At 59.8% G+C, this 26,413-nt stretch carries 25 protein-coding genes; 19 read left to right on the forward strand and 6 right to left on the reverse strand.

The genetic code is table 11. The features are described 5' to 3' along the window. Window positions 1-291 precede the first annotated feature (291 nt). On the forward strand, window positions 292-1,767 hold the full coding sequence (locus tag ACQRBT_RS02455) for an inorganic phosphate transporter (protein WP_060753788.1): 1,476 nt from the start codon (window positions 292-294) through the stop codon (window positions 1,765-1,767). A 176-nt stretch (window positions 1,768-1,943) separates the two neighbouring features. Here ACQRBT_RS02455 and ccoM read toward each other — a convergent pair whose 3' ends face one another. Both ccoM and ACQRBT_RS02465 read right to left on the reverse strand, forming a co-directional pair. Then, window positions 1,944-2,060 carry a cytochrome c oxidase subunit CcoM gene (gene ccoM / locus ACQRBT_RS02460; RefSeq protein WP_017137226.1) on the reverse strand — a complete coding sequence of 39 codons (117 nt, stop codon included), beginning with the start codon at window positions 2,058-2,060 and terminating at the stop codon, window positions 1,944-1,946. A 143-nt stretch (window positions 2,061-2,203) separates the two neighbouring features. Beyond that, window positions 2,204-2,410: a hypothetical protein gene (locus ACQRBT_RS02465; RefSeq protein WP_143038184.1), complete on the reverse strand. Its 207-nt coding sequence runs from the start codon at window positions 2,408-2,410 to the stop codon at window positions 2,204-2,206. 99 nt (window positions 2,411-2,509) lie between these two features. Between ACQRBT_RS02465 and ACQRBT_RS02470 the strand changes: the two genes are divergently transcribed. The 3 genes from ACQRBT_RS02470 (at window position 2,510) to ACQRBT_RS02480 (ending at window position 5,121) form a co-directional block, all read left to right on the forward strand. Further along, window positions 2,510-3,382 (forward strand): LysR substrate-binding domain-containing protein, encoded by an 873-nt coding sequence (locus tag ACQRBT_RS02470; RefSeq protein ID WP_104995740.1) that lies wholly within the window; start codon window positions 2,510-2,512, stop codon window positions 3,380-3,382. A gap of 90 nt (window positions 3,383-3,472) precedes the next feature. Next, window positions 3,473-3,943 carry a RidA family protein gene (locus ACQRBT_RS02475; RefSeq protein ID WP_412046650.1) on the forward strand — a complete coding sequence of 157 codons (471 nt, stop codon included), beginning with the start codon at window positions 3,473-3,475 and terminating at the stop codon, window positions 3,941-3,943. Beyond that, window positions 3,940-5,121, forward strand: coding sequence for an aminotransferase class V-fold PLP-dependent enzyme (locus tag ACQRBT_RS02480; RefSeq protein ID WP_412046651.1), 1,182 nt, complete (start codon window positions 3,940-3,942; stop codon window positions 5,119-5,121). Before ACQRBT_RS02475 ends, ACQRBT_RS02480 begins: the two co-directional genes overlap by 4 nt. On the opposite strand, the gene ACQRBT_RS02485 is transcribed toward ACQRBT_RS02480, so the two are convergent. Then, window positions 5,118-5,459: a hypothetical protein gene (locus tag ACQRBT_RS02485; RefSeq protein ID WP_060753792.1), complete on the reverse strand. Its 342-nt coding sequence runs from the start codon at window positions 5,457-5,459 to the stop codon at window positions 5,118-5,120. The genes ACQRBT_RS02480 and ACQRBT_RS02485 overlap by 4 nt on opposite strands. Window positions 5,460-5,678: 219 nt before the next feature. Here ACQRBT_RS02485 and rapA point away from each other — a divergent pair, with 219 nt between their 5' ends. Then, entirely contained in the window at window positions 5,679-8,525 is a 2,847-nt protein-coding gene (gene rapA / locus ACQRBT_RS02490) for an RNA polymerase-associated protein RapA (RefSeq protein WP_060753793.1), read from the forward strand. 107 nt (window positions 8,526-8,632) lie between these two features. Here rapA and ACQRBT_RS02495 read toward each other — a convergent pair whose 3' ends face one another. Beyond that, entirely contained in the window at window positions 8,633-9,979 is a 1,347-nt protein-coding gene (locus ACQRBT_RS02495) for a spinster family MFS transporter (protein ID WP_412046652.1), read from the reverse strand. Window positions 9,980-10,232: 253 nt separating this feature from the next. On the opposite strand from ACQRBT_RS02495, the gene ACQRBT_RS02500 reads away from it, so the two are divergent. From ACQRBT_RS02500 to ACQRBT_RS02510, 3 genes are all read left to right on the forward strand, one after another. Next, a complete protein-coding gene (locus ACQRBT_RS02500) occupies window positions 10,233-10,598 on the forward strand; it encodes a YkgJ family cysteine cluster protein (protein ID WP_060753795.1) in 366 nt (121 codons plus the stop codon). A gap of 138 nt (window positions 10,599-10,736) precedes the next feature. Further along, entirely contained in the window at window positions 10,737-13,001 is a 2,265-nt protein-coding gene (locus tag ACQRBT_RS02505) for a putative bifunctional diguanylate cyclase/phosphodiesterase (RefSeq protein WP_412046653.1), read from the forward strand. A 203-nt stretch (window positions 13,002-13,204) separates the two neighbouring features. Next, complete coding sequence (locus ACQRBT_RS02510; RefSeq protein WP_412046654.1) at window positions 13,205-15,400, forward strand: hypothetical protein; 2,196 nt, start codon at window positions 13,205-13,207, stop codon at window positions 15,398-15,400. 221 nt (window positions 15,401-15,621) lie between these two features. Here the strand turns inward: ACQRBT_RS02510 and ACQRBT_RS02515 are convergent, their stop codons facing one another. Beyond that, entirely contained in the window at window positions 15,622-15,924 is a 303-nt protein-coding gene (locus tag ACQRBT_RS02515; protein WP_060753798.1) for a DUF2288 domain-containing protein, read from the reverse strand. Window positions 15,925-16,278: 354 nt separating this feature from the next. Between ACQRBT_RS02515 and ACQRBT_RS02520 the strand changes: the two genes are divergently transcribed. From ACQRBT_RS02520 to ACQRBT_RS02560, 9 genes are all read left to right on the forward strand, one after another. Then, a complete protein-coding gene (locus ACQRBT_RS02520; protein WP_412046655.1) occupies window positions 16,279-17,406 on the forward strand; it encodes a branched-chain amino acid ABC transporter substrate-binding protein in 1,128 nt (375 codons plus the stop codon). Between the two features lie 228 nt (window positions 17,407-17,634). Next, entirely contained in the window at window positions 17,635-18,558 is a 924-nt protein-coding gene (gene livH, locus ACQRBT_RS02525) for a high-affinity branched-chain amino acid ABC transporter permease LivH (RefSeq protein WP_060753800.1), read from the forward strand. After that, on the forward strand, window positions 18,555-19,808 hold the full coding sequence (locus tag ACQRBT_RS02530) for a high-affinity branched-chain amino acid ABC transporter permease LivM (protein ID WP_198762047.1): 1,254 nt from the start codon (window positions 18,555-18,557) through the stop codon (window positions 19,806-19,808). Before livH ends, ACQRBT_RS02530 begins: the two co-directional genes overlap by 4 nt. Next, the gene (livG, locus tag ACQRBT_RS02535) at window positions 19,805-20,572 is read left to right on the forward strand and encodes a high-affinity branched-chain amino acid ABC transporter ATP-binding protein LivG (RefSeq protein ID WP_060753802.1); all 768 of its coding nucleotides are present in this window, start codon (window positions 19,805-19,807) and stop codon (window positions 20,570-20,572) included. Before ACQRBT_RS02530 ends, livG begins: the two co-directional genes overlap by 4 nt. A 1-nt stretch (window position 20,573) precedes the next feature. Next, complete coding sequence (locus ACQRBT_RS02540) at window positions 20,574-21,275, forward strand: ABC transporter ATP-binding protein (RefSeq protein ID WP_161549746.1); 702 nt, start codon at window positions 20,574-20,576, stop codon at window positions 21,273-21,275. Window positions 21,276-21,496: 221 nt separating this feature from the next. Continuing rightward, on the forward strand, window positions 21,497-21,802 hold the full coding sequence (locus tag ACQRBT_RS02545; RefSeq protein WP_060753804.1) for a BufA1 family periplasmic bufferin-type metallophore: 306 nt from the start codon (window positions 21,497-21,499) through the stop codon (window positions 21,800-21,802). A gap of 23 nt (window positions 21,803-21,825) precedes the next feature. Beyond that, window positions 21,826-22,704, forward strand: a complete 879-nt coding sequence (locus ACQRBT_RS02550) for a DUF692 domain-containing protein (RefSeq protein WP_244385660.1) — start codon at window positions 21,826-21,828, stop codon at window positions 22,702-22,704. After that, complete coding sequence (locus tag ACQRBT_RS02555; protein WP_244384093.1) at window positions 22,701-23,477, forward strand: DNA-binding domain-containing protein; 777 nt, start codon at window positions 22,701-22,703, stop codon at window positions 23,475-23,477. Before ACQRBT_RS02550 ends, ACQRBT_RS02555 begins: the two co-directional genes overlap by 4 nt. Beyond that, window positions 23,474-23,959, forward strand: a complete 486-nt coding sequence (locus ACQRBT_RS02560; protein WP_060753807.1) for a DoxX family protein — start codon at window positions 23,474-23,476, stop codon at window positions 23,957-23,959. The genes ACQRBT_RS02555 and ACQRBT_RS02560 overlap by 4 nt, the downstream gene beginning before the upstream one ends. On the opposite strand, the gene ACQRBT_RS02565 is transcribed toward ACQRBT_RS02560, so the two are convergent. After that, complete coding sequence (locus tag ACQRBT_RS02565) at window positions 23,950-24,864, reverse strand: LysR family transcriptional regulator (RefSeq protein WP_244384094.1); 915 nt, start codon at window positions 24,862-24,864, stop codon at window positions 23,950-23,952. The two genes, ACQRBT_RS02560 and ACQRBT_RS02565, sit on opposite strands and share 10 nt — an antisense overlap. Window positions 24,865-24,969: 105 nt before the next feature. Between ACQRBT_RS02565 and ACQRBT_RS02570 the strand changes: the two genes are divergently transcribed. Together ACQRBT_RS02570 and ACQRBT_RS02575 are read left to right on the forward strand one after the other, a co-directional pair. Further along, the gene (locus ACQRBT_RS02570) at window positions 24,970-25,569 is read left to right on the forward strand and encodes a short chain dehydrogenase (protein WP_060753809.1); all 600 of its coding nucleotides are present in this window, start codon (window positions 24,970-24,972) and stop codon (window positions 25,567-25,569) included. Between the two features lie 96 nt (window positions 25,570-25,665). After that, on the forward strand, window positions 25,666-26,337 hold the full coding sequence (locus ACQRBT_RS02575; RefSeq protein WP_244384095.1) for a COG3650 family protein: 672 nt from the start codon (window positions 25,666-25,668) through the stop codon (window positions 26,335-26,337). Window positions 26,338-26,413 lie beyond the last annotated feature (76 nt).

The raw sequence follows: 26,413 nt of genomic DNA on the forward strand, positions 1-26,413 counted from the left end.
CCGGTCCACCAACGGCGGAGAGCACCTCCCTGTTCCAAACGGTCAGCTTCCTGCTGCTGCCAACGAAATTTCATACAAATGTTTCAAACAGGATGTTTGCCGGTAAAAACCCGCCTCGATCGCCCCGAACTTTATAAATCAAAGACTTGCCAAGCCCCCGAAAACCCTGGGATGAGCGCCCTGCCCGCGTTTTTTTTCAGAGAAGATTGTTACCGATGAGCAGCTAATGCATCGATTACTGAGGTTTTCTGGCATAATCGCGCCCCCTTACGACCGGGTCAGAAAACCTTCATGATCGATTTATTCAGCGGACTGGATGCTTGGGTTCTAGTGAGCCTGTTGCTCGCCCTGGCCTTTGTCCTCGCCTTCGAGTTCATCAATGGCTTTCATGACACCGCTAACGCGGTGGCCACAGTCATCTATACCAAAGCCATGCCGCCACACCTGGCCGTGTTCTTCTCCGGGGTATTCAATTTCCTCGGCGTGTTGCTCGGCGGTGTCGGCGTCGCCTACGCCATCGTGCATTTGCTGCCGGTGGAATTGCTGATCAATGTGAATACCGGCCATGGTTTGGCAATGGTCTTCTCGCTATTGGCCGCGGCAATCACCTGGAACCTGGGCACCTGGTACTTCGGTATCCCCGCCTCCAGCTCCCACACCCTGATCGGCTCGATCCTCGGCGTCGGTCTGGCCAATGCCCTGATCAACGACATCCCCCTGGCTGACGGTGTGAACTGGCAGAAGGCAGTGGATATCGGTGCCTCGCTGGTGTTCTCGCCGATGGCCGGTTTCCTGGTCGCAGCCTTGGTGCTGATCGGCCTGAAATGGTGGCGCCCGCTGTCGAAGATGCACAAGACCCCGGACCAGCGCCGCAAACTCGATGACAAGAAGCATCCGCCGTTCTGGAACCGCCTGGTCCTGGTGATTTCGGCCATGGCCGTAAGCTTCGTGCACGGCTCCAACGACGGTCAGAAAGGTATCGGCCTGATCATGCTGGTGCTGATCGGTATCGTGCCGGCCCAGTTCGTACTCGACCTGGGCAGCACCACTTACCAGATCGAACGCACTCGCGACGCGACCGTGCATCTGAGCCAGTTCTACCAGCGCAACAACGCCACGCTCGGCGAGTTCCTCGCACTGGGCAAAGGCGTGAAGGATGATCTGCCGGGCAAGTTCCAATGCAATCCGCAACAGACCGAGCCGACCATCAACGCCCTGATGGAAACCCTCAAAGGCGTCTCCGACTACCACTCGCTGACCGCCGAGCACCGTATCGAAGTACGCCGTTACCTGCTGTGCCTGGACGATACCGCGAAAAAAGTCGGCAAGCTGCCGGGCCTGGATGCGCGTGAGAAGTCCGACTTGGACAAACTGCGCAAAGACCTGACCGCCACCACCGAATATGCCCCGTTCTGGGTGATCCTGGCCGTTGCACTGGCCTTGGGCCTGGGCACCATGGTCGGTTGGAAGCGCGTGGTGTTGACCATCGGCGAGAAGATCGGCAAACAGGGCATGACCTATGCCCAGGGCATGTCGGCGCAAATCACCACGGCGAGCATGATCGGCCTGGCCAACATCTTCAGCCTGCCGGTTTCGACGACCCACGTATTGTCGTCGGGCGTAGCCGGGACCATGGTGGCCAACAAGAGTGGGCTGCAAGGTGGCACGGTGAAAACGATTCTGATGGCATGGGTGTTGACCCTGCCGGCGACCGTGGCCTTGTCGGCCGGGTTGTTCTGGCTGGCGTCCAAGGCGCTGGGCAGCTGATAACCCAGCGGTGAAAAAGAAGGTGCGACCTCGCTGAGGATCGCGCCTTTTTTTATGCGCGTTCGATTGGCGACATATCTCTTTACCAAGTGAATATGTACACAAACCAACACGCAAAAAAAAGGGCGACCGAAGTCGCCCAAAATGCCTTGCGTGCCCATGTAATCCAGAAAGACTTACGGTTCTTTACGCTTGTTAGCGTCTTTCCAGATAAAAATCCCAAACCCTACAAAGAACAACACCATGAGGCTTACAGTCAGCACTCCGGCGAACACCACATTATCGAAAAACATGACCGGCCTCCTGCTCGTGCCCTGTTGCGATAGGGCTAAGTTAAAGGAGAAGGCGCAATGGAAAATTGACGGGGATCAATGTCCCACGCAACTGGGCGTAAAGAAGGGCAATAACTGACCTGCATCAATGGATGCCGGCAGTTTCAACGCTTTTTCGGATTATTCTTCGGTTTTTTCTTAACTTTCGGCTTTTTCCCAAGCAACGGCATTGCCTGTTCGAATGCCTGACGCACTTCATTGAGGCGCTTATCATTCAGGTCATGGATACGTTTGGCACGTTCGGCATTCAGGTCGATCAGCTTGGGGTCTTCACTCATGGCTTGGCTTACGTCGTGGCGGGAATCGCTCAATAATGCGGCCTCCCTCGCGCCACGGCAAATCAACGAGCGACAAATGGCAGGTCATCGCCCAAAATCGGCATTTCCCCCTGCCCCAGGAGACGTATTCAAGTGGCACTGCACAAGGATCTCCCGCCATTGCTGGCCCTGCGCGCGTTCGAGGCGGTGGCGCGGCACTTGAGCTTTATCAAGGCGGCCAACGAGTTGTCGGTGACCCAGAGTGCCCTGAGTCATCAGGTACAAAAACTTGAACAGCATCTGGGCAAACCTCTGTTTATCCGTCGTACCCGTGCGATCGACCTGACTACCGATGGCGAGCATTACTACAACGAAATACGCCCTGCCCTGGATGCCATCGCTGCGGCGACCCGCGTACAACGGGTCGCCCCGCGCCACACCGTGCTACGCATCGGCCTGCTGGCTTCTTTCGCCACCCTGTGGCTGGCCCCACGGCTGGCCGACTTTCTCAACCGCTACCCGCACATTCAGGTGGAATTGCTGCCGTCGATTCAACTGGCCAACGTCGCCGCCGCCGAGGTCGACCTGGCCATCCGCTATGGCAAGGGCGACTGGTCCGATGTGCAGGCCGTGCGCCTGATGGATGAGGCGATCTCACCCGTGTGCAGCCCCGCGTTCAAGGCCAGCCAACTGCATAAAGCACCGCTGTTGATGGCCACCTCCCATCGACCGTTCGAATGGACGGATTGGTCCGCGCACTATCAATTGGACCTGGCCGATCACCCGCGTGTCGTGCTGCATGACTACAACATCGTGGTCGAAGCCGCCGTGGCCGGCCAGGGCATCGCCATGGGCCGCCACCGCTTGATCGAGCGAAGGCTCCAGGACGGTAGCCTGGTCGAAGCCTTCGACTGGCCGCCCTATCGCAGCGAAATAGGCTACTGGCTGATCACCCCCCACGGCTCCACCCACGAAGCGGTCAAGTGCTTCAGCCAATGGTTGCAGGAAGCCTGCCGCCACGCATAAGCTTTTTCGATACGTCGAGTGAGATCTACGCGTTTGTCGCCCACTGCCACGCCCGACATGCTGAAGCCTCTTGAACCAGGAGGATTCACCATGAGCGACTCGATCCGCCAACACGTGCATGCCCTTGGCCTGACGCTACCGGCGGCCAGCCAACCAGCGGCCAACTACCTCAGCTACGTTATCAGCGGCAACCAACTGTGGATCTCCGGGCAGATTCCAATGCTCGAGGGCAACCCCGCCTACCTCGGCCGCCTCGGCGAATCCCTCAGCGCCGAAGAAGGCACCCAGGCGGCGCAGTTGGCGGCCTTGGGGCTGCTCGCACAACTGAGCCGTGCCCTCGACGATGATCTGTCGCGCCTGGCACGCACCCTGCGCGTCGGGGTCTTTATCGCCAGCAGCGGCGACTTCCAGCAGCAGAGCGCGGTCGCCAATGGCGCCTCGAACCTGTTGGTCAACGCCCTCGGCGACAAGGGCCGGCACGTGCGCACCGCCGTGGGCGTATCGAGCTTGCCGGCCGGCGTCGCCGTGGAGGTGGATGCGCTTTTCGAGTTGCAACCATGAGCCCGCTCGAAGTCCAACACCTGCGGGACGAAACACCGGGCTGCCGGTCGGGCATCGTGCATTTCAATCATGCCGGTGCCTCCTTGCCGAGCCAGGCGACCCTCGACGCGATCATCGACCAGTTGCAACGCGAAGCCCGCGACGGCCCCATGGAAGCCGGCGAGCATGGCACGCTGTTGGTGGAAAAAGCTCGCCAAGCGGCCGGGCAATTGCTGAATGCACCGGCCTCTTCAATAGCGTTTGCCAGCAGCGGCTCGACCGCATGGAGCATGGCGTTTCAAGCCTTGGGCGCTTGGCAGCCTGGCGATCGCATTCTGGTCGGCCGGCAGGAATGGGGGGGCAACCTCGCCAGCATGGACCTGGCCGTGCAAGCGGGTGCGCGGGTGGAGGTTATCCCCTGTGATGAAAGCGGCGCAGTCTGCCCAATCGCCCTGGAGTCGATGATCGATGCAAACGTGAAGTTGATCGACCTGACCTGGCTTCCCGCCAATGGCGGTCTTATCAACCCGGCCGAGGCGATAGGCGCTGTGGCCAGGCGCCATGGCATCCCATACTTCATCGACGCGGGCCAGGCAGTCGGCCAGCTACCGGTGGACGTACAGGCGCTGCACTGCGACGTGCTCAAATCGGCGGGCCGCAAACACCTGCGCGGGCCACGCGGCACGGCGCTGCTCTATATTCGACCCGACTTCCTTCAACGTTTGAACCCGGCTCAACGCGACGTGTTTTCAGCCCCCTGGACCACCAAAGGCTTCGACTTGCGCAACGACGCCCGACGCTTTGAAACCAGTGAGGCGTCCTATGCCTTGTTGGCAGGGTTGGGCAATGCGCTGCAAGAGGTCAACCGACTCGGCGTGGAGCGAACCTGGGAAAGAGTCTTACAGCTCAGCAAGCGAATTCGTGAAGAGTTGCGTGAGATCCCCGGCCTTTCCCTGCACGACTCAGGCACCACCCACTCAGGTCTGATCGCCTTCAACCTCGCCGGCTGGGACGCCTTCAAGCTCAAGCAATGCCTGGGACTCAAACGCATCAATATCGGCGCCAACGGCGTGGCCTATACGCCCTTGGACATGCAGGCTCGCGGCTTGAACAGCATTGCGCGAATCTCGGTCAGCCCGCTCAACAACAATCACGACATCGAGTTGCTGATAGCGGCACTGCGGGCCTTGAGCGATTAGACCTCGACGTCCACCCACAACCCCTGGCGCGGCGCATCTTCGATCAACGGGACGACCGGCACCGTGTTGTCGGCATTGAGCACATCACCTGGAATCGCCAAGTGTTGTTCAGGATCCTCGTCGGCTTCGCGCCGACGTTTTTGTTGCTCTTGCTGGCGGCGCTGTTCTTCGCGCAGCAGAAAGCCCGATTGCTCCGCATCACCCTTTTTCAGGTCGATCGTGCTCTCGTTGGAGCCTGCTTGTACGGGCACCACCGGCGGGATATCCGGCTTCTGGCGCGCCGGGTCGAGCTGCGACGTGACCGGCACAACGCTGACGGGCAGCATGGGTGGCAACATAGGCTTTATTCTCCTGATCAACAGGCTGTCGGCGGACCGCCGGGCGACTTGAACGGCCAGTCGCCAAGCTGTGACCCAGTCGACACTCGTGAGTGCCCGCCATCTGTCGATTCAACTGTTGAAGCGCCGCTCAAACAGAGTAGTTTTTGTCAGAATCCTTTGGCTGAGGGCCGTGTTCCGTTAAGATAGTCGGCTTTTTCACGGCGGGAGTCAGGCAGCATGGCGCAGCAGTATCAACCGGGGCAACGCTGGATTAGTGACAGCGAAGCAGAGCTGGGGTTAGGCACCGTTCTGGCACAGGACGGGCGCTTGTTGACCGTGCTCTATCCGGCCACTGGCGACACTCGTCAGTATGCGCTACGGAATGCGCCCCTCACTCGCGTGAGGTTCTCGCCGGGTGACACCATCACCCATTTCGAAGGCTGGAAAATGACCGTGCAGGAAGTCGACGATGCCGACGGCCTGTTGGTGTACCACGGCCTCAACGGGCAGAACGAGCAGGTCACCCTGCCGGAAACCCAACTCTCCAACTTTATCCAGTTCCGCCTGGCCAGCGACCGTCTGTTCGCCGGGCAGATCGACCCGTTGGCCTGGTTCTCGCTGCGTTACCACACCCTGGAACACACCAGCCGTCAATTGCAGTCATCGCTGTGGGGCCTGGGTGGCGTGCGTGCGCAACCTATTGCTCACCAACTGCATATCGCCCGTGAAGTCGCTGACCGTATCGCGCCACGGGTATTGCTCGCGGATGAAGTGGGCCTGGGCAAGACCATCGAAGCCGGCCTGGTGATCCATCGCCAGCTGTTGTCGGGCCGCGCCAACCGTGTGCTGATCCTGGTGCCGGAAAACCTGCAGCACCAGTGGCTGGTAGAGATGCGCCGCCGCTTCAACCTGCAAGTGGCGTTGTTCGACGAAGAACGCTTTATCGAAAGCGATGCCGCCAACCCGTTCGAAGACACCCAGCTTGCGCTGGTCGCACTGGAATGGCTGGTGGACGACGAAAAGGCCCAGGACGCGCTGTTCGCCGCCGGCTGGGACCTGCTGGTGGTCGACGAAGCCCACCACCTGGTGTGGCATGAAGACAAGGTCAGCCCGGAGTACGCGCTGGTCGAACAGTTGGCCGAGGTTATCCCCGGCGTGCTGCTGCTCACCGCCACCCCGGAACAACTGGGCCAGGACAGCCATTTCGCACGCCTGCGCCTGCTGGACCCGAACCGCTTCCACGACTTGCAAGCCTTCCGCGCAGAAAGCGACAACTATCGCCCGGTAGCCGAAGCCGTGCAGGAGCTGCTGGACAAGGGCCGCCTTTCCCCTGCCGCGCACAAGACCATCCAGGGTTTCCTCGGCAACGAAGGCGAAGCCCTGCTCACCGCCGTCAACGATGGCGACACCGAAGCCAGTGCGCGCCTGGTGCGTGAGCTGCTCGACCGCCACGGCACCGGCCGCGTGCTGTTTCGCAACACCCGCGCCGCCGTACAAGGCTTCCCCGAGCGCAAGTTGCACGCCTACCCGCTGCCGAACCCGGACGAGTACCTGGAGCTGCCGCTGGGCGAACACGCCGAGCTGTACCCGGAAGTCAGCTTCCAGTCGCAGCCGGACATCGAGGAAGACAATCGCTGGTGGCGCTTCGACCCACGGGTCGAGTGGCTGATCGACCAGCTGAAAATGCTCAAGCGCACCAAGGTCCTGGTGATCTGCGCCCACGCCGAAACCGCCATGGACCTGGAAGACGCCCTGCGCGTGCGTTCCGGTATACCGGCCACGGTATTCCACGAGGGCATGAACATCCTCGAACGTGACCGCGCCGCCGCTTACTTCGCCGATGAAGAGTTCGGCGCCCAGGTGCTGATCTGCTCGGAAATCGGCAGTGAAGGCCGCAACTTCCAGTTCTCCCACCACCTGGTGCTGTTCGACCTGCCGTCCCACCCCGACCTGCTGGAACAGCGGATCGGCCGTCTGGACCGGATCGGCCAGAAACACGTGATCGAACTGCACGTGCCGTACCTGGAAACCAGCCCGCAAGAGCGCCTGTTCCAGTGGTACCACGAAGCGCTGAACGCGTTCCTCAACACCTGCCCGACCGGCAACGCCTTGCAGCATCAGTTCGGCCCGCGCCTGCTGCCGCTGCTGGAAAACGCCGATGACGGCGAGTGGCAAGCGCTGATCGACGAGGCCCGCGCCGAGCGCGAGCGCCTGGAAGAAGAGTTGCACACCGGTCGCGACCGTCTGCTGGAGCTCAACTCCGGTGGCGCGGGTGAAGGCGAGGCGCTGGTGGAGGCTATCCTTGAGCAAGACGACCAGTTCGCCCTGCCGATCTACATGGAAACGCTGTTCGACGCGTTCGGCATCGACAGCGAAGACCATTCGGAAAACGCGCTGATCCTCAAGCCGAGCGAAAAAATGCTCGACGCCAGCTTCCCCCTGGGCGACGACGAAGGCGTGACCATCACCTACGACCGTAACCAGGCGCTGTCGCGCGAAGATATGCAGTTCATCACCTGGGAGCACCCGATGGTGCAAGGCGGCATGGACCTGGTGCTGTCCGGTTCCATGGGCAACACCGCCGTGGCGCTGATCAAGAACAAGGCGCTCAAGCCCGGCACCGTATTGCTGGAACTGCTCTATGTCAGCGAAGTGGTTGCGCCACGTGCGCTGCAACTGGGCCGTTACCTGCCGCCGGCCGCCCTGCGCTGCCTGCTGGACGCCAATGGCAACGACCTGTCGAGCCGGGTGTCCTTCGTGACCCTCAACGACCAGTTGGAAAGCGTGCCGCGGGCCAGCGCCAACAAGTTCATCCAGGCCCAGCGCGACCAGTTGACGCCACGCATCAACGCAGGTGAAGAGAAGATCACCCCGCAACACGCCGAACGCGTGGCCGAGGCCAAGCGTCGCCTGGCGGCGGATACCGAAGAAGAACTGGCACGCCTGACCGCGTTGCAAGCCGTCAACCCGACGGTGCGTGACAGCGAACTGGTTGCCCTGCGCAACCAACGCGAACAAGGCCTGGCCATGCTCGACAAGGCGGCACTGCGGCTGGAAGCGATCCGCGTCCTGGTTGCCGGCTAATCGCGGTTTGAAGCAAAAAACAAGGCCCGCGCAATGCGGGCCTTTTTTCATTCATCTTGTGCGCCTCATCGGGAGCCAGCGCCCTGTTTCAACGTGGCAGCGCAGTATTAGACAGTCGCCGCCGAAGCCGGCACCTCCACCGCACTCAAGCCTTCCTTCATCCGCTTGGCATCCCGCACAAAACTGCGTGACGCCTGGAACAGAAACAGCATGGTCAAGAACAGCGCCACCGGGATCAGGTACATGGCGTCATGCAACCCCACCGCTTTATAAGCTTCGGTCATTTGCTCAGCTCCCGCCGCGTACATGGCCGAATGGGCGAAATGGTCCGACAGGCCACCCACCACGATAGGCCCCATGCCCCCTCCCAGCAGGTACAAGCCGGCAAAGAACAGCGCCATCGCCGTCGCCCGCAGGCGCGGTTCGACCACATCCTGGATCGCGGTGTACACGCAGGTGTAGAAGTTATAGGCGAACAGCCAGCCGACACTGAACAGGGCTATAAACACACCGATCTCGATTCGCCCGGCATGCAAGGCCCAGGCGGTGGTCACCGTGGAAATGATCAGGCTGCACGCGGCAAACAACAGACGACCATTGGCGACCCGCTGATGGATCTTGTCGGCAATCCAGCCGCCCAAGGTCAAGCCCACCAGGCCGGTCAGGCCGACGATCACCCCGGTAGCCACGGCCGCCTCCTGCAATGGCATGAGGAAGTAGCGCTGCAGCATGGGCACCAGGAACGAGTTGCACGCATAGGTGGCGAAGTTGAAACACAGCCCGGCCAGCACCAGCCACAGGAAAGTCGGCACCGCCAGCACGCGACGGATCGGGCGGTCGACGCGCTCCTGGGAGACCTTTACGGTTTCCGCCGCGCCGCGTTCAGGTTCCTTGATATAGAACATGAATATCGCCAGGATCAGCCCCGGCACGGCGGCTATGAAGAACGGTGCGCGCCAGCTGTCAAAAGCCTTGACCATCGCGCCAATGGTGAAAAACGCGAGCACCAGGCCCAATGGCAGGCCCAGCATGAAAATGCCCATGGCCCGTGCCCGGCGGTGCGCTGGAAACAGATCGCCAATCAGCGAGTTGGCCGCCGGTGCGTAGCTGGCTTCGCCGATGCCGATCCCCATGCGTACCAGCAGGAAGGTCCAGAAACTGCCAACCATGCCATTGATGGCGGTGAGCCCGCTCCAGGCAAACAGGCCCCAGCCCATCAGTTTGCTGCGTGAACCGGTATCGGCCATGCGCCCCAACGGCAAGCCGGCAATCGCATAGACGATAGTGAAGGCCGTGCCGATGATACCGAGCTGGAAGTCGCTCAGATGCCACTCCATGCGGATCGGCTCGATGATGATCGCGGGAATGGTACGGTCGAAGAAATTGAACAGGTTGGCCAGGAACAGCAGGAACAGAATGCGCCAGGCATTCGCCGCTTGGGTCGAGTTCTGCATGGGTCCGTCTCTTTTATTGTTATAAGAGCTGCGATGTCCGGTGCATCCTGCTCAGGTACCTGCAACATAGTCAGGCTGGCGGTGGTTGTCTGTAATGATTCGTAAAGCTGATAGGGCATGATTTCGCCCGTCGCAATGGGACTTTGCCTACACAAAATATAAGTGCGCCCCCCTCTTCCCAACGGCTACGGCCCGGATAGAATGGCGAGCCTTCCGAAACACCCTACTTCTACTTTTCTTATCGATGACGCCCATGTCCGAAGCCAGTCCGTGTCTGAATTGCGGTGCCTGCTGTTCATACTTTCGTGTGTCTTTCTTCTGGGGTGAGTGCGCTTCCTCCGGCGGTACGGTACCCGATGACCTGGTGGTACAGATCAACCCCACCCGCGTGGCGATGATCGGTACAGACCAGAAACCCGCACGCTGCTGCAGCCTCGAGGGCGAAGTGGGCAAAGAGACCCGCTGCACGATTTACGAGCAGCGCTCGAGCCCGTGCCGTGAGTTCGACGCATCGTGGAGCCAGGGTGAACACAATGTCGACTGCGACGCCGCACGTGCAGCGTTCGGCCTGGCTCCACTGGAAGCACCTGTCGCGCGGGAATTGCCGATCAGCGCTTAGCATCAAACGCTATGGGCACCATGCGAAAAAAGTTCAAAGCAAAGTGCCATTATCCATGATGAATCCCGCGAAGCTTCTATACTCGCCTTCATAGGTCATCGCCTCAGGCTGTGACGTGACTCTATGACGGGGCATGCTATGGAATGGCTTGGGATGCACTTTTTCACCGAGCTTCCAGAAAAAGGGCATTTATTACTCAATTGCAGTCATAACCCCTTTCTGGTGCTGCTGGCTTACCTGGTCTCTTGCGCGGCCGGGTTCGGCACGCTGGATATGGCCGAGCGAGTCGGCCATGTGGAAGACCCCACCGCCCGTAAACACTGGCGCTGGCTGGGTGCCGGGTGCCTGGCGGGCGGCATCTGGTCGACTCACTTCATCAGCATGCTGGCTTTCCAGGCCCCAATCGCTATTCATTACGAATTGATCCTCACGTTCGTTTCGCTGGTGATCGCCCTGATCGCTTCGCTGTTCGCCATGCAAACCCTCAGTCATCCGCACCTGCGGTTCCATCAATACCTCCTGGCGTCGGCCTGGATGGGGCTCGGCATCGCGCTGATGCATTATGTCGGCATGTCGGCCATGCGTTCCCAAGCCGTGATGTACTTCGAATCGGGCTTGCTCATTACGTCGGTGGCGATCGCCATCGGCGCCAGCCTCGCTGCGCTGTTACTGTCCAGCTACCTGCGCACCGGCACCGGGGTATTTCATCAACTGCTCAAGTACGCCGCCAGCCTGGTGCTGGGCGCCGGCATTCTGAGCATGCACTTCACCGGCATGGCCGCCATGCAGATGGTCGTGCCCACGGGGGCCGACCTGTCGTTAGCGCTGGACCACAACCCGATTCAACTGGGCCTGTCGGTAGCGGTGATTACGCTACTGGTGATCGGCAGCAGCATCAGCGCGGCCTTGGCCGACAAGAAACTGCAGCAAAAGGAGCGCGACCTGCGCCGAGTCAACGCACTGCTCAGTGAACTGGACCAGGCACGTGCGTCGCTGCAACAAGTCGCACATTTCGACGCACTGACCAGCCTGCTCAACCGCCGTGGGTTCAACCAGATCTTTGCGGAGAAAGTCGCAGAAAAAACCGCCAACAAAGGCATGATGGCGATGATCTTTCTCGATATCGACCACTTCAAGCGAATCAACGACAGCCTGGGACATGACGCCGGCGACCAGTTGCTCAGAGTACTGGCCGGGCATATCAAGAGCTCCGTGCGCAGCCATGAAGATGTGGTCGCGCGCTTTGGTGGCGATGAGTTCTGCATCCTGATCAGCATCCACCACCGCGATGAAGCGCGCCACATGGCCCAACGCATCATGCAGAGGATGAAAGATCCGATCGAGCTGGCCGGTCGACGTATGGTGATGACCACCAGCATCGGCATCAGTGTGTTTCCCGATGACGGCCTGACCTGCGAAGAGCTGCTGAAAACCGCCGACCTGGCGCTGTACCAATCCAAGGACAACGGGCGCAATAACCTGAGCTTCTTCAGCTCCAACCTGAAAACCCGTGCTTTCCTCGAGCTGCAACTGGAAGAAGAGCTACGTACGGCGCTGCGTGCGCGCAACGAACTGGTACTGTTTTACCAGCCGATCTTCGACATGAAGCTCGGCAAGGTCACCCGCCTGGAAGCCCTGGTACGCTGGCAGCATCCGCAACATGGGCTGCTGGCGCCGGACCGTTTTATCGAAATCGCCGAAAGCAACGGGCTGATTGCCGAACTGGATCACTGGGTGCTGCGCCAAGCCTGTCACGACCTGAGCTTGTTGTCCGACCGCGGCTACTCCGGACTGACCATGGCCGTGAACTGCTCGGCCTTGAACCTGGCCCGAGATGAATTGGCCGATGAAATCGAAGCCGCCCTGCGCTTCGCCGGGGTTGCCGCCAACCGCCTGGAACTGGAGGTCACCGAGAACGCGCTGATGGGCAATATCAGCAGCACCCTAGCGCTGTTGCGGCAGATTCGGGCATTGGGTGTCTCCCTGGCCATCGATGACTTCGGCACCGGCTACTCATCCCTGGCCTACCTCAAGCGCCTGCCATTGAACACCTTGAAGATCGACCGCTCGTTTATCCAGGACATTCCCAAATCCAACGCCGATATCGAGATCGTCCAGGTGATTATCGGCATGGCTCATACCCTGCACCTGCAGGTGGTGACCGAAGGCGTGGAAACCCAGGCGCAATTCGAGCTACTGCTCAAGCATGGCTGTGATTTCATTCAAGGCTATTTGCTCAGCCCGGCAGTGCCCGCCAGTGACATCATCGGTGTGATGCAGGGCATCCAGATGCGCAACCCGCTCAACCTGATCAACGGGGAAGGCCATAAGGAGGCCCCGCTGCCCAAGGAACCCACCCCGGAGCGTAATGGCTCCCCCTCTGTCGTAAGGCCAATTCGCTGACGCCGATTCTTTGGCATTTCGCCATCATTTGGTTAAAGAACGCCGACGAACGGCCGATTCATCAGAGTCCGGCCGGAATTCCCCTGTAAACACTTGGGTTAAACCCAGCCGCCCCGGACTCAGACGCACTGTAAAGTCGCGAACTTTCATTCAGTGATGGCTCCCCGATTTTTTTGGCCATCCGTCCAGGTACATGGCGCCCAATGACTTCCAAAAACAGCTCCGCCACCGTGGTCCCCGACGAGTTGCCGACAACGCCTGCGCAAAAAGCCGCCGGTTACAAACCATTGAACACTGCCCGCCCGCTGGCCACCCAGCAATACTTGTACTTCACCGAGACCAATACCGACCGCATCCTCGACAACCTCGACGGCCTGCGCGACATGGTGTTCCCGCGCCCGCCCCAGCTGGAAGGTGACGGTGCCTCGGGCCATGAGCAGGAATTCCCGTCGGTGTGCCTGATCGGCCTGGGCCGCTGCGGCTCCAATATTGCCTTGGACGTGGCGGAGCTGGTGTACAACGCGCGCAAGTTCTACCTGAACGAGTTCAGTACCGAGGATAAGCATCAGTTCAAAAAGAGCCCTCTGGACAAGGGCTACAGCCCGACCCAATGGATTCGCAACAACCTGCGCCTGGGCGGCGGCAAAACCACCAAGCCGGTGTTCCTGGTGGAACCCCTGGTGATGCTGGGCGATCTGGACAAGGACATCGCCGGGCGCATCCGCTTCTCGCGCAAGGGTGAAAAAAGCGGCTTCCTGCGCGACTACAGCAAGATGAAAATCATGGACCTGTCGGAAGTCCATGCCGGTGGCGCCGGTAACGCGCCCATCCTGGGCCAGTACCTGGCCAAGATCATCCTCAACAAAGATACCCAGCGTTTCTCCAGCCCCGACTGGAAGATGATTCACTCGTACTTGATCGACTCCTGCGGCATCAAGGCCAACCAGTCGCGCCTGTATTTCTCGATCTTCAGCGCCGGCGGCGGTACCGGCTCAGGCATGGCTTCAGAGTTCGGCCTGGCCCAGCAGCACTCGTACATGAACAAGACGTTCGACACCAAGCCCGCCGACGAACACGACAGCAAGAGTGGCCATGCGTTTGTGTTCGAGCCGATCTTCACCAGTGGCATCTGCGTGCTGCCGAATATCTCCGACCACCGCAGCGAAATGTCCGAAGCCCTGCACATCAACGCCGGTCGGCTGTTGTGCAAGTATCTGTCAGAGGAATGGGATTTCTCGTACAACTTCGCCAATGAAGACAGCAGCGAAGCCAGTGTGAAAGGTCGCATCCGCCCCTGGAACGCGATGATGCTGATCTCCAACGACATCATGCGTTACGCCGAAGAGAGCGACGACGGCAATATCCAGAACATTGATGTCAATGCCATGGAAAAACACGCCAACCAGTACATTTCCCAACAGATCTTCAACATTCTCACCGCCCAGGCGGTGACCACGGACTATGACCAGAATTACTTCCGGCGCGCCGGCATCGACATCGGCGAAACCATTCGCCTGGATGCCAACGACCTGTTCATGAGCCTGGCCGGCCCGGTGGCGATTGCCTATGCCGAATCCGTGGTACCGGAAACCCCGGCGCCGTCGAACGACAAGTTCAAGGTGTTCGACAAAGAGCCCCAGCGCCTGAACATCGACGACCTGTTCTTCCGCTCCATTGACCTGCCGCACTTCAACAAGGTCACCCAGGCTATCGAAGGCATCAGCCTGCTGCCCATCGAGTCCAAGCGCTACAAGGCGTCGCTGGAACAATACAAGAACTCCGGTTATGACGCGGCGGCGCTGCATGACCTGCACTTTTTCAAGAACTGCTCGTCGGTGGTCTCCATCGTCTCGCTGCCCAAGGATTACAAGCTGTCCTACATGGACCTGAACCGGCTCAAGACCCACCTCAACAGCCTGTTTCCCAACACCACGCTCAAGCGCTATGCATTGGTGATCGGCGCGTCAGCCAACCTGTCGCTGACCACACTGATCGCCAAGAGCCCGTGCCTGTCGGATGATTTCCTGACGTTGATCGTCGCGTTTATCAAGCGCTGCTTCGCGCGCAATCCGTACCGCTTCGATGACACGCTGGACAACTCGATCCTGGACTTCATCATTCATGAAGACTTCGACGAAGACCGCATGGACGAACTGCTCAACGAGTTCGAGAACCCAGCGAAGATCCTCGATACCAACTGGTATGCGATCAAGCCGATGTATGAGAAGAAGTACCGCGAGTTGATCAACGACAAGGAGAAGTTCGTCTCGATCAACGACATTCGCCTGTCACGCGACTGCGTGAAGAAGGCGATCAAGTACCTGCGTGAGATTTACCGCCACCGGATTGGCAAGACCAGGGTTATTTCGCTGAACAACCATACCGGCAAGACGGGGTAGGCTTTTATGGGGAGGGCGCTTGCTCCCTCCCCACAACGATTTGCTCATCTTCTGAAACAATTCATCTGGCACTCAACCACCGACAAAACTGTTCCCGTGACGTTTACGTCACCCTCACCTGTGACCTTTCTCTACGGCAAGATGCCATCACCGTGTCAGCGGTTACCCGGATACACACTCCACCCGCGAAAAAACATGCACCTTTTTTGTGCGAGGCTTTCTTAAGCCGCCCTTTCCTGGATCAGAATCCATGGCGAAACCACGACCGCCCACAGGCTCGGATCACGTGTAACCAAGTCCAACGCCCGCGTCGCAGACACCTCGCCCAGACTCCCCGCAGCCAGCCACGCGGCGACTTTTTCGCGGTTATCCTCGGCCATCGCCTCGGCGGCCTCGATCAAATCCAGGCCGGCATCGACCCACAATAGGGCACCCTTGGCAAAGAACGGTTCAAGCTCCTTCCAGGAAATTTCGGCGGTTTCACCGAGCAGCTTGGCATAGAGGGTGCTAGGTTCTTGCGTCATGGGAATCCACCTGAAGAAAAATCGGCGCAATCATAACGTCGTCCCTTTCGCATCACAAAGCCAGGTGGAAAAACCCAGTTGCAAATGAAGCATCGATAGAAAGTGTCAGGAAAGCCAAGGATTGCCCGGAACTCTGGCATAACCACGCCGCAATTCTGTCTTTTTCTTTCATTTAAGCGACACGCTCGAGTTTTGCCCCCAGCAGCCAGCTTTTCAAGCGATCAACCGGCGCTCTACACTGTACCGGTACAGTTGCCAGGCCGCTGCCGGGGGATATTCGAGATATCCGATCCGGTTCTGCTGCCCACAAGGCCGCTAGAACTATAAAAAATACAACAGCAAGAGTGGAGCACTATGAATAAGGCTACTAAGCAGATTTCCAAACTGTTTGCCGCTATGGTCCTGGCTGGGGTTGCCGGCCATTCGTTCGCAGCCGATACCATCAAGATCGGTATCGCAGGTCCTAAAACCGGTCCTGTCACGCAATACGGCGACATGCAATTCATGGGTGCCAAACAGGCAATCGCCGACATCAACGCCAAGGGCGGCGTAGACGGCAAGATGCTTGAAGCCAAGGAATACGACGACGCTTGCGATCCTAAACAAGCGGTTGCCGTAGCCAACAAAGTGGTCAACGACGGCGTCAAGTTCGTGGTGGGTCACCTCTGCTCCAGCTCCACTCAGCCAGCCTCGGACATCTACGAAGATGAAGGCGTGATCATGATCACTCCGGCGGCCACCAGCCCGGAAATCACCGCCCGTGGCTATAAGCTGATCTTCCGCACCATCGGCCTGGACAGCGCCCAGGGCCCGGCGGCCGGCAACTACATCGCCGATCACGTCAAGCCGAAGGTCGTTGCCGTGCTGCACGACAAACAGCAATACGGTGAAGGCATCGCCACCGCCGTTAAACAGACCCTTGAGAAGAAAGGCGTAAAAGTCGCGGTCTTCGAGGGCCTGAACGCCGGTGACAAGGACTTCTCCTCGATCATCCAGAAACTCAAGCAAGCCAACGTCGACTTCGTTTACTACGGCGGCTACCACCCTGAGCTGGGCTTGATCCTGCGCCAGTCCAAGGAAAAAGGCCTGAACGCCAAGTTCATGGGGCCAGAAGGCGTCGGCAACGACTCCATCTCGCAAATCGCCCAGGATGCTTCCGAAGGCCTGCTGGTGACCCTGCCGAAATCCTTCGACACTGACCCGGCCAACAAAGCCATCGTTGAAGAGTTCACCAAGAACAAACAGGACCCAACCGGTCCGTTCGTGTTCCCGGCCTACTCGGCTGTTGAGGTGATCGCCGGCGGCATCACTGCGGCGAAAAGCGAAGACACCGCCAAAGTCGCTGCCGCCATCCACGCAGGCACCTTCAAGACCCCCACCGGCGACCTGAGCTTCGACGCCAAGGGCGACCTGAAGGACTTCAAGTTCGTGGTCTACGAATGGCACTTCGGTAAACCAAAAACCGAAGTTTCCCCTCAGTAAGCCAGGCGTTACTGGTCAACAAGCCCACTGTGCAAGCAGTGGGCTTTGTTTTACGAGGTTTATGGGCCTGACACCCGCGATCCGGGCGCTGGCTCACCTGAAAATCTTAAAACCGTCACCAGCGGTTCGCTGGCAAACGCTTTGTGCGAATGTGCTCACAGAACACAGCACGGGGCCGGAACATGACTCCACCAGTGAAATGCGTATCGGGTTTTTAGGAGCGCTGTAATGCCTGAGATCTATCATTTTTTCCAACAGCTGGTTAATGGCCTGACCATTGGCAGCACCTATGCCTTGATAGCCATTGGCTACACAATGGTTTACGGCATCATTGGAATGATTAACTTCGCCCATGGCGAGGTGTACATGATTGGTTCCTACGTGGCCTTTATCGCCCTTGCCGGGTTGGCCATGATGGGTATCCACTCCCTGCCGCTGTTGATGACCGCCGCGTTTATCGCGTCAATCGTTGTAACCAGTGCCTATGGCTACAGTATCGAGCGGGTTGCCTACCGTCCCTTGCGTGGCAGCAACCGTCTGATCCCGTTGATTTCCGCCATCGGTATGTCGATTTTCCTGCAGAACACCGTATTGCTGTCCCAGGATTCCAAGGACAAATCCATCCCCAACCTGATCCCGGGGAGCTTCTCCTTCGGCCCAGGCGGTGCAGAAGAAGTACTGATTTCCTACATGCAGATCCTGGTCTTCGTCGTCACCCTGGTGGCCATGCTGGGCCTGACCCTGTTCATCTCCCGCTCTCGTCTGGGACGCGCCTGCCGAGCCTGCGCCGAAGACATCAAGATGGCCAACCTGCTGGGCATCAACACCAACAACATCATCGCCCTGACCTTCGTGATCGGCGCCGCACTGGCGGCTGTCGCGGCGGTACTGCTGAGCATGCAGTACGGCGTGATCAACCCCAACGCCGGGTTCCTGGTGGGGCTCAAAGCCTTTACCGCGGCGGTATTGGGCGGCATCGGCAGTATCCCGGGCGCCATGCTCGGTGGGCTGGTGCTGGGTGTGGCTGAAGCCTTTGGCGCCGACATCTTCGGTGACCAGTACAAGGACGTCGTGGCGTTCGGCCTGTTGGTTCTGGTGCTGTTGTTCCGTCCGACCGGCATTTTGGGCCGTCCGGAGGTTGAGAAAGTATGAGCAGATATCTTAAATCGGCGTTTTTCAGCGCCTTGCTGGTGTGGGCCGTTGCCTTCCCGGTACTCGGCCTCAAACTGAGCATTGTCGGCATCAACCTGGAAGTGCATGGCACCGGTCCCGTGACACTGAGCATCATCGCCCTGTGCTCGGTGCTGATGTTCCTGCGCGTGCTGTTCACCCAGCAGGTCGGTGCGCTGTTCAAGGGTAACCGTGGCCCACTGGTATCGCCCAAGGTCAGCCAATTCCTGACCCTGCCGCGCACCCAGCGCTACATCATCATCGGTTTGATCATCGCCGCGTTGATCTGGCCGTTCTTCGGCTCGCGCGGCGCGGTCGACATCGCCACCCTGATCCTGATCTACGTGTTGCTGGGCCTGGGCCTGAACATCGTGGTGGGCCTGGCCGGCTTGCTCGACCTCGGTTATGTGGGCTTCTACGCCGTGGGTGCCTATACCTATGCGCTGCTCTCGCATTACCTGGGCTGGAGCTTCTGGATCTGCCTGCCATTGGCGGGTATGGCGGCGGCGACGTTCGGTTTCCTGCTGGGCTTCCCGGTGTTGCGTTTGCGCGGTGACTACCTGGCCATCGTGACCCTCGGCTTCGGTGAAATCATCCGGTTGTTCCTGCGGAACCTCACCGACATCACCGGCGGCCCGAACGGTATCAGCAACATTCCCAAGCCGACGTTCTTCGGCCTGTCGTTCGATCGCACCGCTGCCGAAGGCATGCAGACCTTCCACGAATACTTCGGGATCGACTACAACCCGGTGAGCAAAGTGGTGTTCCTGTACCTGGTCGCACTGTTGCTGGCGCTGGCGGCCCTGTTCGTGATCAACCGTCTGCTGCGCATGCCGATCGGCCGCGCCTGGGAAGCGCTGCGCGAAGATGAAATCGCCTGCCGGGCCCTGGGCCTGAACCCGACCATCATCAAGCTCTCCGCATTCACCCTGGGCGCCGCATTCGCCGGTTTTGCCGGCAGCTTCTTTGCCGCGCGCCAAGGGCTGGTGACGCCGGAATCGTTCACCTTCATCGAGTCGGCGATCATCCTCGCCATCGTGGTGCTGGGCGGCATGGGCTCGCAACTGGGCGTGATCCTAGCCGCGATCGTGATGATCCTGTTGCCGGAAATGATGCGTGAGTTCAGTGAATACCGCATGTTGATGTTCGGCGCCCTGATGGTGCTGATGATGATCTGGCGTCCTCAAGGCCTGCTGCCCATGCAACGTCCACATATGGAGCTGCGCAAATGAGCCGCGAGATCCTGAAAGTCGAAAATTTGAGCATGCGCTTTGGTGGCTTGCTCGCGGTCAACGGCGTGGCCCTGACCGTCAAAGAGAAACAAGTGGTCGCGCTGATCGGCCCGAACGGCGCCGGCAAGACAACGGTGTTCAACTGCCTCACCGGTTTCTACAAGCCCAGCGGCGGCAGCATCCTGTTGGATGGCCAGCCGATCCAGGGCCTGGCCGGCCACGAGATCGCCCGCAAGGGCGTGGTGCGCACCTTCCAGAACGTACGCTTGTTCAAGGACATGACGGCGGTCGAGAACCTGCTCATCGCCCAGCATCGCCACCTGAACACCAACTTCCTGGCGGGCCTGTTCAAGACCCCTGCGTTCCGCAAGAGCGAGCGCGAGGCCATGGAGTACGCCGCGTACTGGCTGGACAAGGTCAACCTCACCGAGTTCGCCAACCGCCCTGCCGGCACATTGGCCTATGGGCAGCAACGCCGCCTGGAGATCGCCCGCTGCATGATGACCCGCCCGCGGATCCTCATGCTCGACGAACCGGCCGCCGGCCTGAACCCCAAGGAGACCGAAGACCTCAAGGCGCTGATCAGCGTGTTGCGTGAGGAAAACAACGCCACGGTGTTGTTGATCGAACACGACATGAAACTGGTGATGAGCATTTCCGACCACATTGTGGTGATCAACCAGGGCACGCCGCTGGCCAACGGAACGCCGGAACAGATCCGTGACAATCCTGAAGTGATCAAAGCCTATTTGGGGGAAGCGTAAAATGCTGCAATTCGAAAACGTTTCCACTTTTTACGGCAAGATCCAGGCCCTGCACAGCGTCAACGTGGAAGTGCGCCAGGGTGAAATCGTCACGCTGATCGGGGCCAACGGTGCCGGCAAGTCGACCCTGCTGATGACCTTGTGCGGTTCACCCCAGGCCCACAGCGGCAGCATCCGCTATATGGGTGAAGAACTGGTGGGCCAGTCGTCGTCACACATCATGCGCAAGAGCATTGCGGTGGTGCCGGAAGGCCGTCGCGTGTTCTCCCGCCTGACCGTGGAGGAGAACCTGGCCATGGGCGGATTCTTCACCGACAAGGGCGACTACCAGGAGCAGATGGACAAGGTGTTGCACCTGTTTCCAAGGCTCAAGGAACGCTTCAACCAGCGCGGCGGCACCATGTCCGGCGGCGAGCAGCAGATGCTCGCCATCGGCCGGGCGCTGATGAGCAAACCCAAGCTGTTGCTGCTGGACGAACCGTCCCTGGGCCTGGCTCCGATCATCATCCAGCAGATTTTCGACATCATCGAACAACTGCGCAAGGACGGTGTGACGGTGTTCCTGGTGGAACAGAACGCCAACCAGGCGCTGAAAATCGCCGACCGTGCCTATGTGCTGGAAAACGGCCGGGTGGTGATGCAGGGTACGGGCGAGCAGTTGCTGACCGACCCGAAAGTGCGTGAGGCGTACCTGGGCGGTTAAGAAACGCCTCTGAATGTGGGAGGGGACTTGCTCCCGATTGCAGTGTGTCAGCCAAGAAGTACTTAGCTGAACCACCGCTATCGGGAGCAAGCCCCCTCCCACTTTTTTTGCCCTGCCTGAAATTATTTCCGGCTGGCGTGTAACGAAATTCATCGTGCTACCTCTAGTGGGGTAAGCGGGCAATCAAGCCCGCCACAACCATCCACTGCTGGAGATACACCATGACCACTAAAACCCGTTCGCTGTCCGCCGCTACCCTCGTCCTGGCCCTGGGTTCAGCCCTGAGTCTGTCCACCCTGGCCACCACCGCCCATGCCGCCGACGACATGCAGAAATGCTTCGGTGTTGCCGAAGCCGGCAAGAACGATTGCGCCGCCGGCGCCGGCACTACCTGCGCCGGGACCTCCAAAGTCAAGGATCAGGCCAATGCCTGGAAACTGGTGCCTGCCGGCAGCTGCGCTAAAACCCCAAGCTCCACCTCGCCGACGGGTTTCGGCCAGGAAGCTGCCTTCACCGCCAAGTCCTGAAACCCGGCACAACCTGAGTCAGGATCATGACGCTCTCACACCCACACACGGTCTTGTCCGCTCAGGTGCCCGGCCTCCCCCACAGGGCCGGGCTGGGGCTGAAGAACGAGCATTTCATCGAAGTGCTCGAGACCTCGCCCGACATCGGTTTTTTTGAAGTACATGCCGAAAACTATATGGTGGCCGGCGGCCCGTTTCATCACTACCTGGGCTTGATCCGCGAGCAGTACCCACTGTCATTGCATGGCGTGGGCCTGTCCATCGGTGGCGAAGGCCCGCTGAACCGTGAGCACCTGGCACGGTTGGCTGCGCTGATCGAACGCTATCAACCCCAGTCCTTTTCCGAACACCTGGCCTGGTCCAGCCATGGCCCGGTGTTTCTGAATGACTTGCTGCCCCTGGCCTACGACACCGCGACCCTGGACCGGGTGTGCGAACACGTCGATCAGGTCCAGAACGCCCTCAAGCGCCCCATGCTGTTGGAGAACCCGTCGACCTATCTACAGTTCCGGCGCTCGACCCTGGACGAGGCGGATTTCATCAGCGAAATCATCCGGCGCACGGGCTGCGGCCTGTTACTGGACGTCAACAACGTCTACGTATCGTGCATCAACCACCAACGCGACCCGCTGGCCTACCTCAACGCACTGCCGTTACATGCGGTGGGTGAGATCCACCTTGCCGGTTTTGCCGAAGACACCGACAGCCTGGGCGATCGCCTGCTGATAGACGATCACGGCGCGCCCATCGACAACGCGGTATGGCAGTTGTACGAGCAGGTGCTAACGCGGACCGGCCCGGTTGCCACGCTGATCGAGCGGGATAACCAGGTACCGGCCTTGCGCGTGCTGCAAGCCGAAGCGCAACAGGCCGACTGGCATCTTTCACAGGTCACCCCATGAGCCAGCACAATGCGTTTACCCAGGCCCTGCTCTCACCTGACCGGGCCTGCCCCGATGGCCTGTTCAGCAGCAACGGCGCCGACCCGGCGAGCCGCTTTGTGGTCTACCGCAACAACGTCCATAGCTCGTTGATCAATGCACTGGTAGCGGCTTACCCGGTGACCTTGCAATTGGTCGGCGAGGCGTTCTTCCGTGCCATGGCGGGCCTCTTCGTACAGGAGTGCCCGCCCACCAGCCCGCTGATCAGCGAATACGGCAGTGCATTTGCGGCGTTTATCGAGGACTTCGAGCCGGCAGCCAGCGTGCCTTATCTGGCCGATGTTGCGCGGCTGGAACGGCTGCGGGTTCGCGCCTATCACGCCGCCGATGCCACGCCGATGGATCGACAAGCCATTTTGCTCGCACTGCAAGCTGAAACCGAATTGGGCAGCCTGCGCCTGCAACTGCATCCATCCCTCGCCACGCTGGATTCTGCCTACGCCATCGTCGGCATCTGGTCGGCGCATCAGTGCGAAGAGGCCATTGCCGACTTCAACCCCTGGCACGCTCAAAGTGCGTTGGTTTTACGCCAAGGACTGTCAGTCAAAGTCTTCGCGATCGACCCGGGCACGGCCGCGTTCATCGACCACCTGAACCAGGGCGTGGCGCTTGAAACGGCGGTGGAACACGCCCTCCAGGTGTCGGCCGAATTCGACCCGCTCCCCTGCCTGAACCTGCTGATCAACCACGACGTCATCACTCACTTGCACACCAAACAAAAGGTTTCACCATGAACACATCCTCCTCTTGCCTGATTAAACGGCTCATCGCGATTTTCGAGAAGATCCCCTACAGCGTGATCGCCTTTCTCGCACGTTTCTCCATCGCCGCGGTGTTCTGGAAGTCCGGACAGACCAAGGTCGAAGGCTTTGCCATCGACCTGGTCAGCGGCACCTTCCAACTGGGCGAGCCGCGTCTTGCCGCGTCCACCCTGCCGCTGTTTCGCAGTGAATACCACGTCCCCTTGCTGTCGCCGGAAGTGGCCGCACACATGGCTGCGTTTGCCGAGCACTTTTTCCCGGTCCTGATTCTGGTGGGCGTTGCCACGCGCTTCTCGGCGTTGGCGCTGATTGGCATGACACTGGTCATTCAACTGTTCGTCTACCCGGAGGCATACCCGACGCACGGCACCTGGATCGCGATATTGCTGCTGCTGGTCGCCCAAGGCCCAGGTCGCCTGTCCATCGACCACTGGATCGCCCGCCGCTACCGCTGAATTCGGTCGAGGGCTTCGCCGCTGCGCTTGAACCACTCCACCAGGTAATCGGCCAGCACCTGGGTACGACGCGGCAGCCCACCCTGGTAAGGATGAACCAGGTACATGGGCATACTGCGTGTGGAATAGTCACGCAGTAGCCAACGTAAACGGCCGTCAGCCAATTCAGCGGGTAACACGTAGGACGGTAGCCGCGCGATGCCCGCCCCCACCAGGGCAGCCTTTTTCAGCAGGTTGTAGTGGTTGGAGGCAAAGGTGCCGCTGACCCGCACCCGCAACAGCTCATGCTGCTGGTGATATAACCATTCCTCACGCCCGCTGTAGTGGCTGTTGAGCAGGCAGGTATGCGCCGCCAGATCCGCCGGGGTCAGTGGCTCACCATGCTGTTTCAGATAGGCTGGGCTCGCGCAGGTCATCTCGTGCCAGGCCAGCAATGGCTTGGCAACCAGGCGTTCATTCTCGATGGCGCCCATCCGTACCCCCAGATCAAAGCCGTCCCGGGCCAGGTCCCGGTAGCTGTTGTTCAGCTCCAGCTCGATCTGCACCTGCGGATATTGCTGGGAAAACTCCAGCAGCAAGCCATCAAAGAAGGTTTCACCCAACGACACCGGAACCGTCATACGTACTGGCCCGGCGAGATCGTCCTTGAGCCTCGCCAATGCCTGACGGGCGCGTTCCACTTGCACCACCAGCGCCTGAGCCTGAGGCAACAATGCCGCGCCGGCCGCGGTGAGGCTGAGCTTGCGGGTGGTGCGATGCAGTAACACCACGCAAAACTGCGCTTCCAACTGGCTGATACGCTTGGACAACTGCCCCTTGCTGCACCCCAGTTGCTCGGCCGCCACCGTAAAGCTGCCGGCTTCGATCAGCACGGCAAAAGCTGCCAGGTCATCCATCTCACTCATGGATTGTTTCCATTTGAAAACCAAAGGTTGCCTATTAGCGCGTTTATCCACTCGAAAAGCCATCTTAGACTGGATGCGAACCCTACATTCAAGGAAACCTGCACGATGAAAATCCTATTGATTGGTGCCAGCGGCACGGTCGGCTCGGCGGTCAAGGCGGAACTGGCGCAGCGTCACGAAGTGATCAGCATCGGTCGCAGCAGCGGCGACTTCCAGGTGGATATCAGCGACAGTGCGTCGATCCGCAAGCTGTTCGAGCAGACCGGCAAATTCGATGCGCTGGTCTGTACCGCAGGCAGTGTGAACTTTGTAGCGCTGGGTGAGATGAGCGAAACCGACTTTGAATTGGGCCTGCGTGACAAGCTGATGGGCCAGGTCAACCTGCTGCTGATCGGCCGTGAATACGCCAACGACGGTGCCTCGTTCACGTTCACCAGCGGCATCCTCAACCGCGACCCGATCCGCACCGGGGCCTCGGCGGCGCTGGTCAACGGCGCACTGGATGCCTTCGTCAAGGCCGCTGCGATCGAGTTGCCACGCGGTTTGCGCATCAACTCCGTCAGCCCCACCGTCCTGCTGGAAGCCATGGGCAGCTATGCGCCTTACTTCCGTGGTTACAAACCGGCTCCCGGCGCAGATGTGGCACTGGCCTACGCAAAAAGCGTCGAGGGACTGCAGACGGGGCAGACGTTTATCGTCGGCTGATTTTCAAGTCTGTAAGAATCGCCTGAAGCTGGGCGCTGGACTTGTGATGCAGCGCCAGCCTGCGTAACGTGACGGCACTTGTCTGGAGACCCGATAATGCGCGCCGCCCGTACCCTCGTTCTGTTTGCCTTGCTTCCCTTGTTCGCCGCTTGCCAGATGTTCGAAAGCGAACCGGCCAAGCCGTCTATCGCCGGCCTGACCCGCATGCAGGGGGAGTTGACGGCAGTGGGCGGCAAGCTGTTGTTCCAGCCGTGCAACGATCAACGCAACTATGTGGTCAACGACACCGGTGGCACCAGCGTCCTGCAGGAAGCCGCTTCACTGGCCGGCCAGCAAGGCGAGCTGTTTGCCGACTTGCGTGGCAAGTTCTCCGGGGTTGCCAGCGGCACCCAGGGTTCGGTGGAACTGCAACAACTCTATCGCGTCGAGCGTTCTACCTCGGCCTGCAACGATCCGGACTTCAAGCGCACGATCCTGCGCGCGAGTGGCCATAAACCCGCCTGGACGATGAACGTCACCGCCAAGGGCATGGTGCTTGAACGCGAAGGCCAGCCGCCTTTGGCCGTGCCTTACGTCGAAGAACAGATCGGTGATGGCCGCTTCAACCTGATGACCGAAGCCAACAACCAGCACGTCGAACTGTGGGTAGCCCCGCAGCGTTGCGTCGACAGCGCCAGCGCCAGCCTGCAGCACATGACCGCCGAACTGCGGGTCAACGGTCAGGTACAGCGTGGTTGCGCGGCGTTTGGTGGCTCACGGGACGACTGATTCGGCCCTGCGCTGTTTTAACCTGACGGAAACCTGCCATTGGGGCTTATAATCGCCGGTTTGCAAAACAGCCGGC

This window comes from Pseudomonas sp. R19M, from assembly GCF_050312585.1.
In the GTDB taxonomy this organism is placed as follows: Bacteria; Pseudomonadota; Gammaproteobacteria; order Pseudomonadales; family Pseudomonadaceae; genus Aquipseudomonas; species Aquipseudomonas palleroniana.

Coding starts and splice junctions, on each gene's coding strand:
- ACQRBT_RS02455 (WP_060753788.1), top strand. CDS start 292: ATGATCGATTTATTCAGCGGACTGGATGCTTGGGTTCTAGTGAGCCTG.
- ccoM (WP_017137226.1), bottom strand. CDS start 2,060: ATGTTTTTCGATAATGTGGTGTTCGCCGGAGTGCTGACTGTAAGCCTC.
- ACQRBT_RS02475 (WP_412046650.1), top strand. CDS start 3,473: ATGAGCGACTCGATCCGCCAACACGTGCATGCCCTTGGCCTGACGCTA.
- ACQRBT_RS02480 (WP_412046651.1), top strand. CDS start 3,940: ATGAGCCCGCTCGAAGTCCAACACCTGCGGGACGAAACACCGGGCTGC.
- ACQRBT_RS02485 (WP_060753792.1), bottom strand. CDS start 5,459: ATGTTGCCACCCATGCTGCCCGTCAGCGTTGTGCCGGTCACGTCGCAG.
- rapA (WP_060753793.1), top strand. CDS start 5,679: ATGGCGCAGCAGTATCAACCGGGGCAACGCTGGATTAGTGACAGCGAA.
- ACQRBT_RS02495 (WP_412046652.1), bottom strand. CDS start 9,979: ATGCAGAACTCGACCCAAGCGGCGAATGCCTGGCGCATTCTGTTCCTG.
- ACQRBT_RS02500 (WP_060753795.1), top strand. CDS start 10,233: ATGTCCGAAGCCAGTCCGTGTCTGAATTGCGGTGCCTGCTGTTCATAC.
- ACQRBT_RS02505 (WP_412046653.1), top strand. CDS start 10,737: ATGGAATGGCTTGGGATGCACTTTTTCACCGAGCTTCCAGAAAAAGGG.
- ACQRBT_RS02510 (WP_412046654.1), top strand. CDS start 13,205: ATGACTTCCAAAAACAGCTCCGCCACCGTGGTCCCCGACGAGTTGCCG.
- ACQRBT_RS02515 (WP_060753798.1), bottom strand. CDS start 15,924: ATGACGCAAGAACCTAGCACCCTCTATGCCAAGCTGCTCGGTGAAACC.
- ACQRBT_RS02520 (WP_412046655.1), top strand. CDS start 16,279: ATGAATAAGGCTACTAAGCAGATTTCCAAACTGTTTGCCGCTATGGTC.
- livH (WP_060753800.1), top strand. CDS start 17,635: ATGCCTGAGATCTATCATTTTTTCCAACAGCTGGTTAATGGCCTGACC.
- ACQRBT_RS02530 (WP_198762047.1), top strand. CDS start 18,555: ATGAGCAGATATCTTAAATCGGCGTTTTTCAGCGCCTTGCTGGTGTGG.
- livG (WP_060753802.1), top strand. CDS start 19,805: ATGAGCCGCGAGATCCTGAAAGTCGAAAATTTGAGCATGCGCTTTGGT.
- ACQRBT_RS02540 (WP_161549746.1), top strand. CDS start 20,574: ATGCTGCAATTCGAAAACGTTTCCACTTTTTACGGCAAGATCCAGGCC.
- ACQRBT_RS02545 (WP_060753804.1), top strand. CDS start 21,497: ATGACCACTAAAACCCGTTCGCTGTCCGCCGCTACCCTCGTCCTGGCC.
- ACQRBT_RS02555 (WP_244384093.1), top strand. CDS start 22,701: ATGAGCCAGCACAATGCGTTTACCCAGGCCCTGCTCTCACCTGACCGG.
- ACQRBT_RS02560 (WP_060753807.1), top strand. CDS start 23,474: ATGAACACATCCTCCTCTTGCCTGATTAAACGGCTCATCGCGATTTTC.
- ACQRBT_RS02565 (WP_244384094.1), bottom strand. CDS start 24,864: ATGAGTGAGATGGATGACCTGGCAGCTTTTGCCGTGCTGATCGAAGCC.
- ACQRBT_RS02570 (WP_060753809.1), top strand. CDS start 24,970: ATGAAAATCCTATTGATTGGTGCCAGCGGCACGGTCGGCTCGGCGGTC.
- ACQRBT_RS02575 (WP_244384095.1), top strand. CDS start 25,666: ATGCGCGCCGCCCGTACCCTCGTTCTGTTTGCCTTGCTTCCCTTGTTC.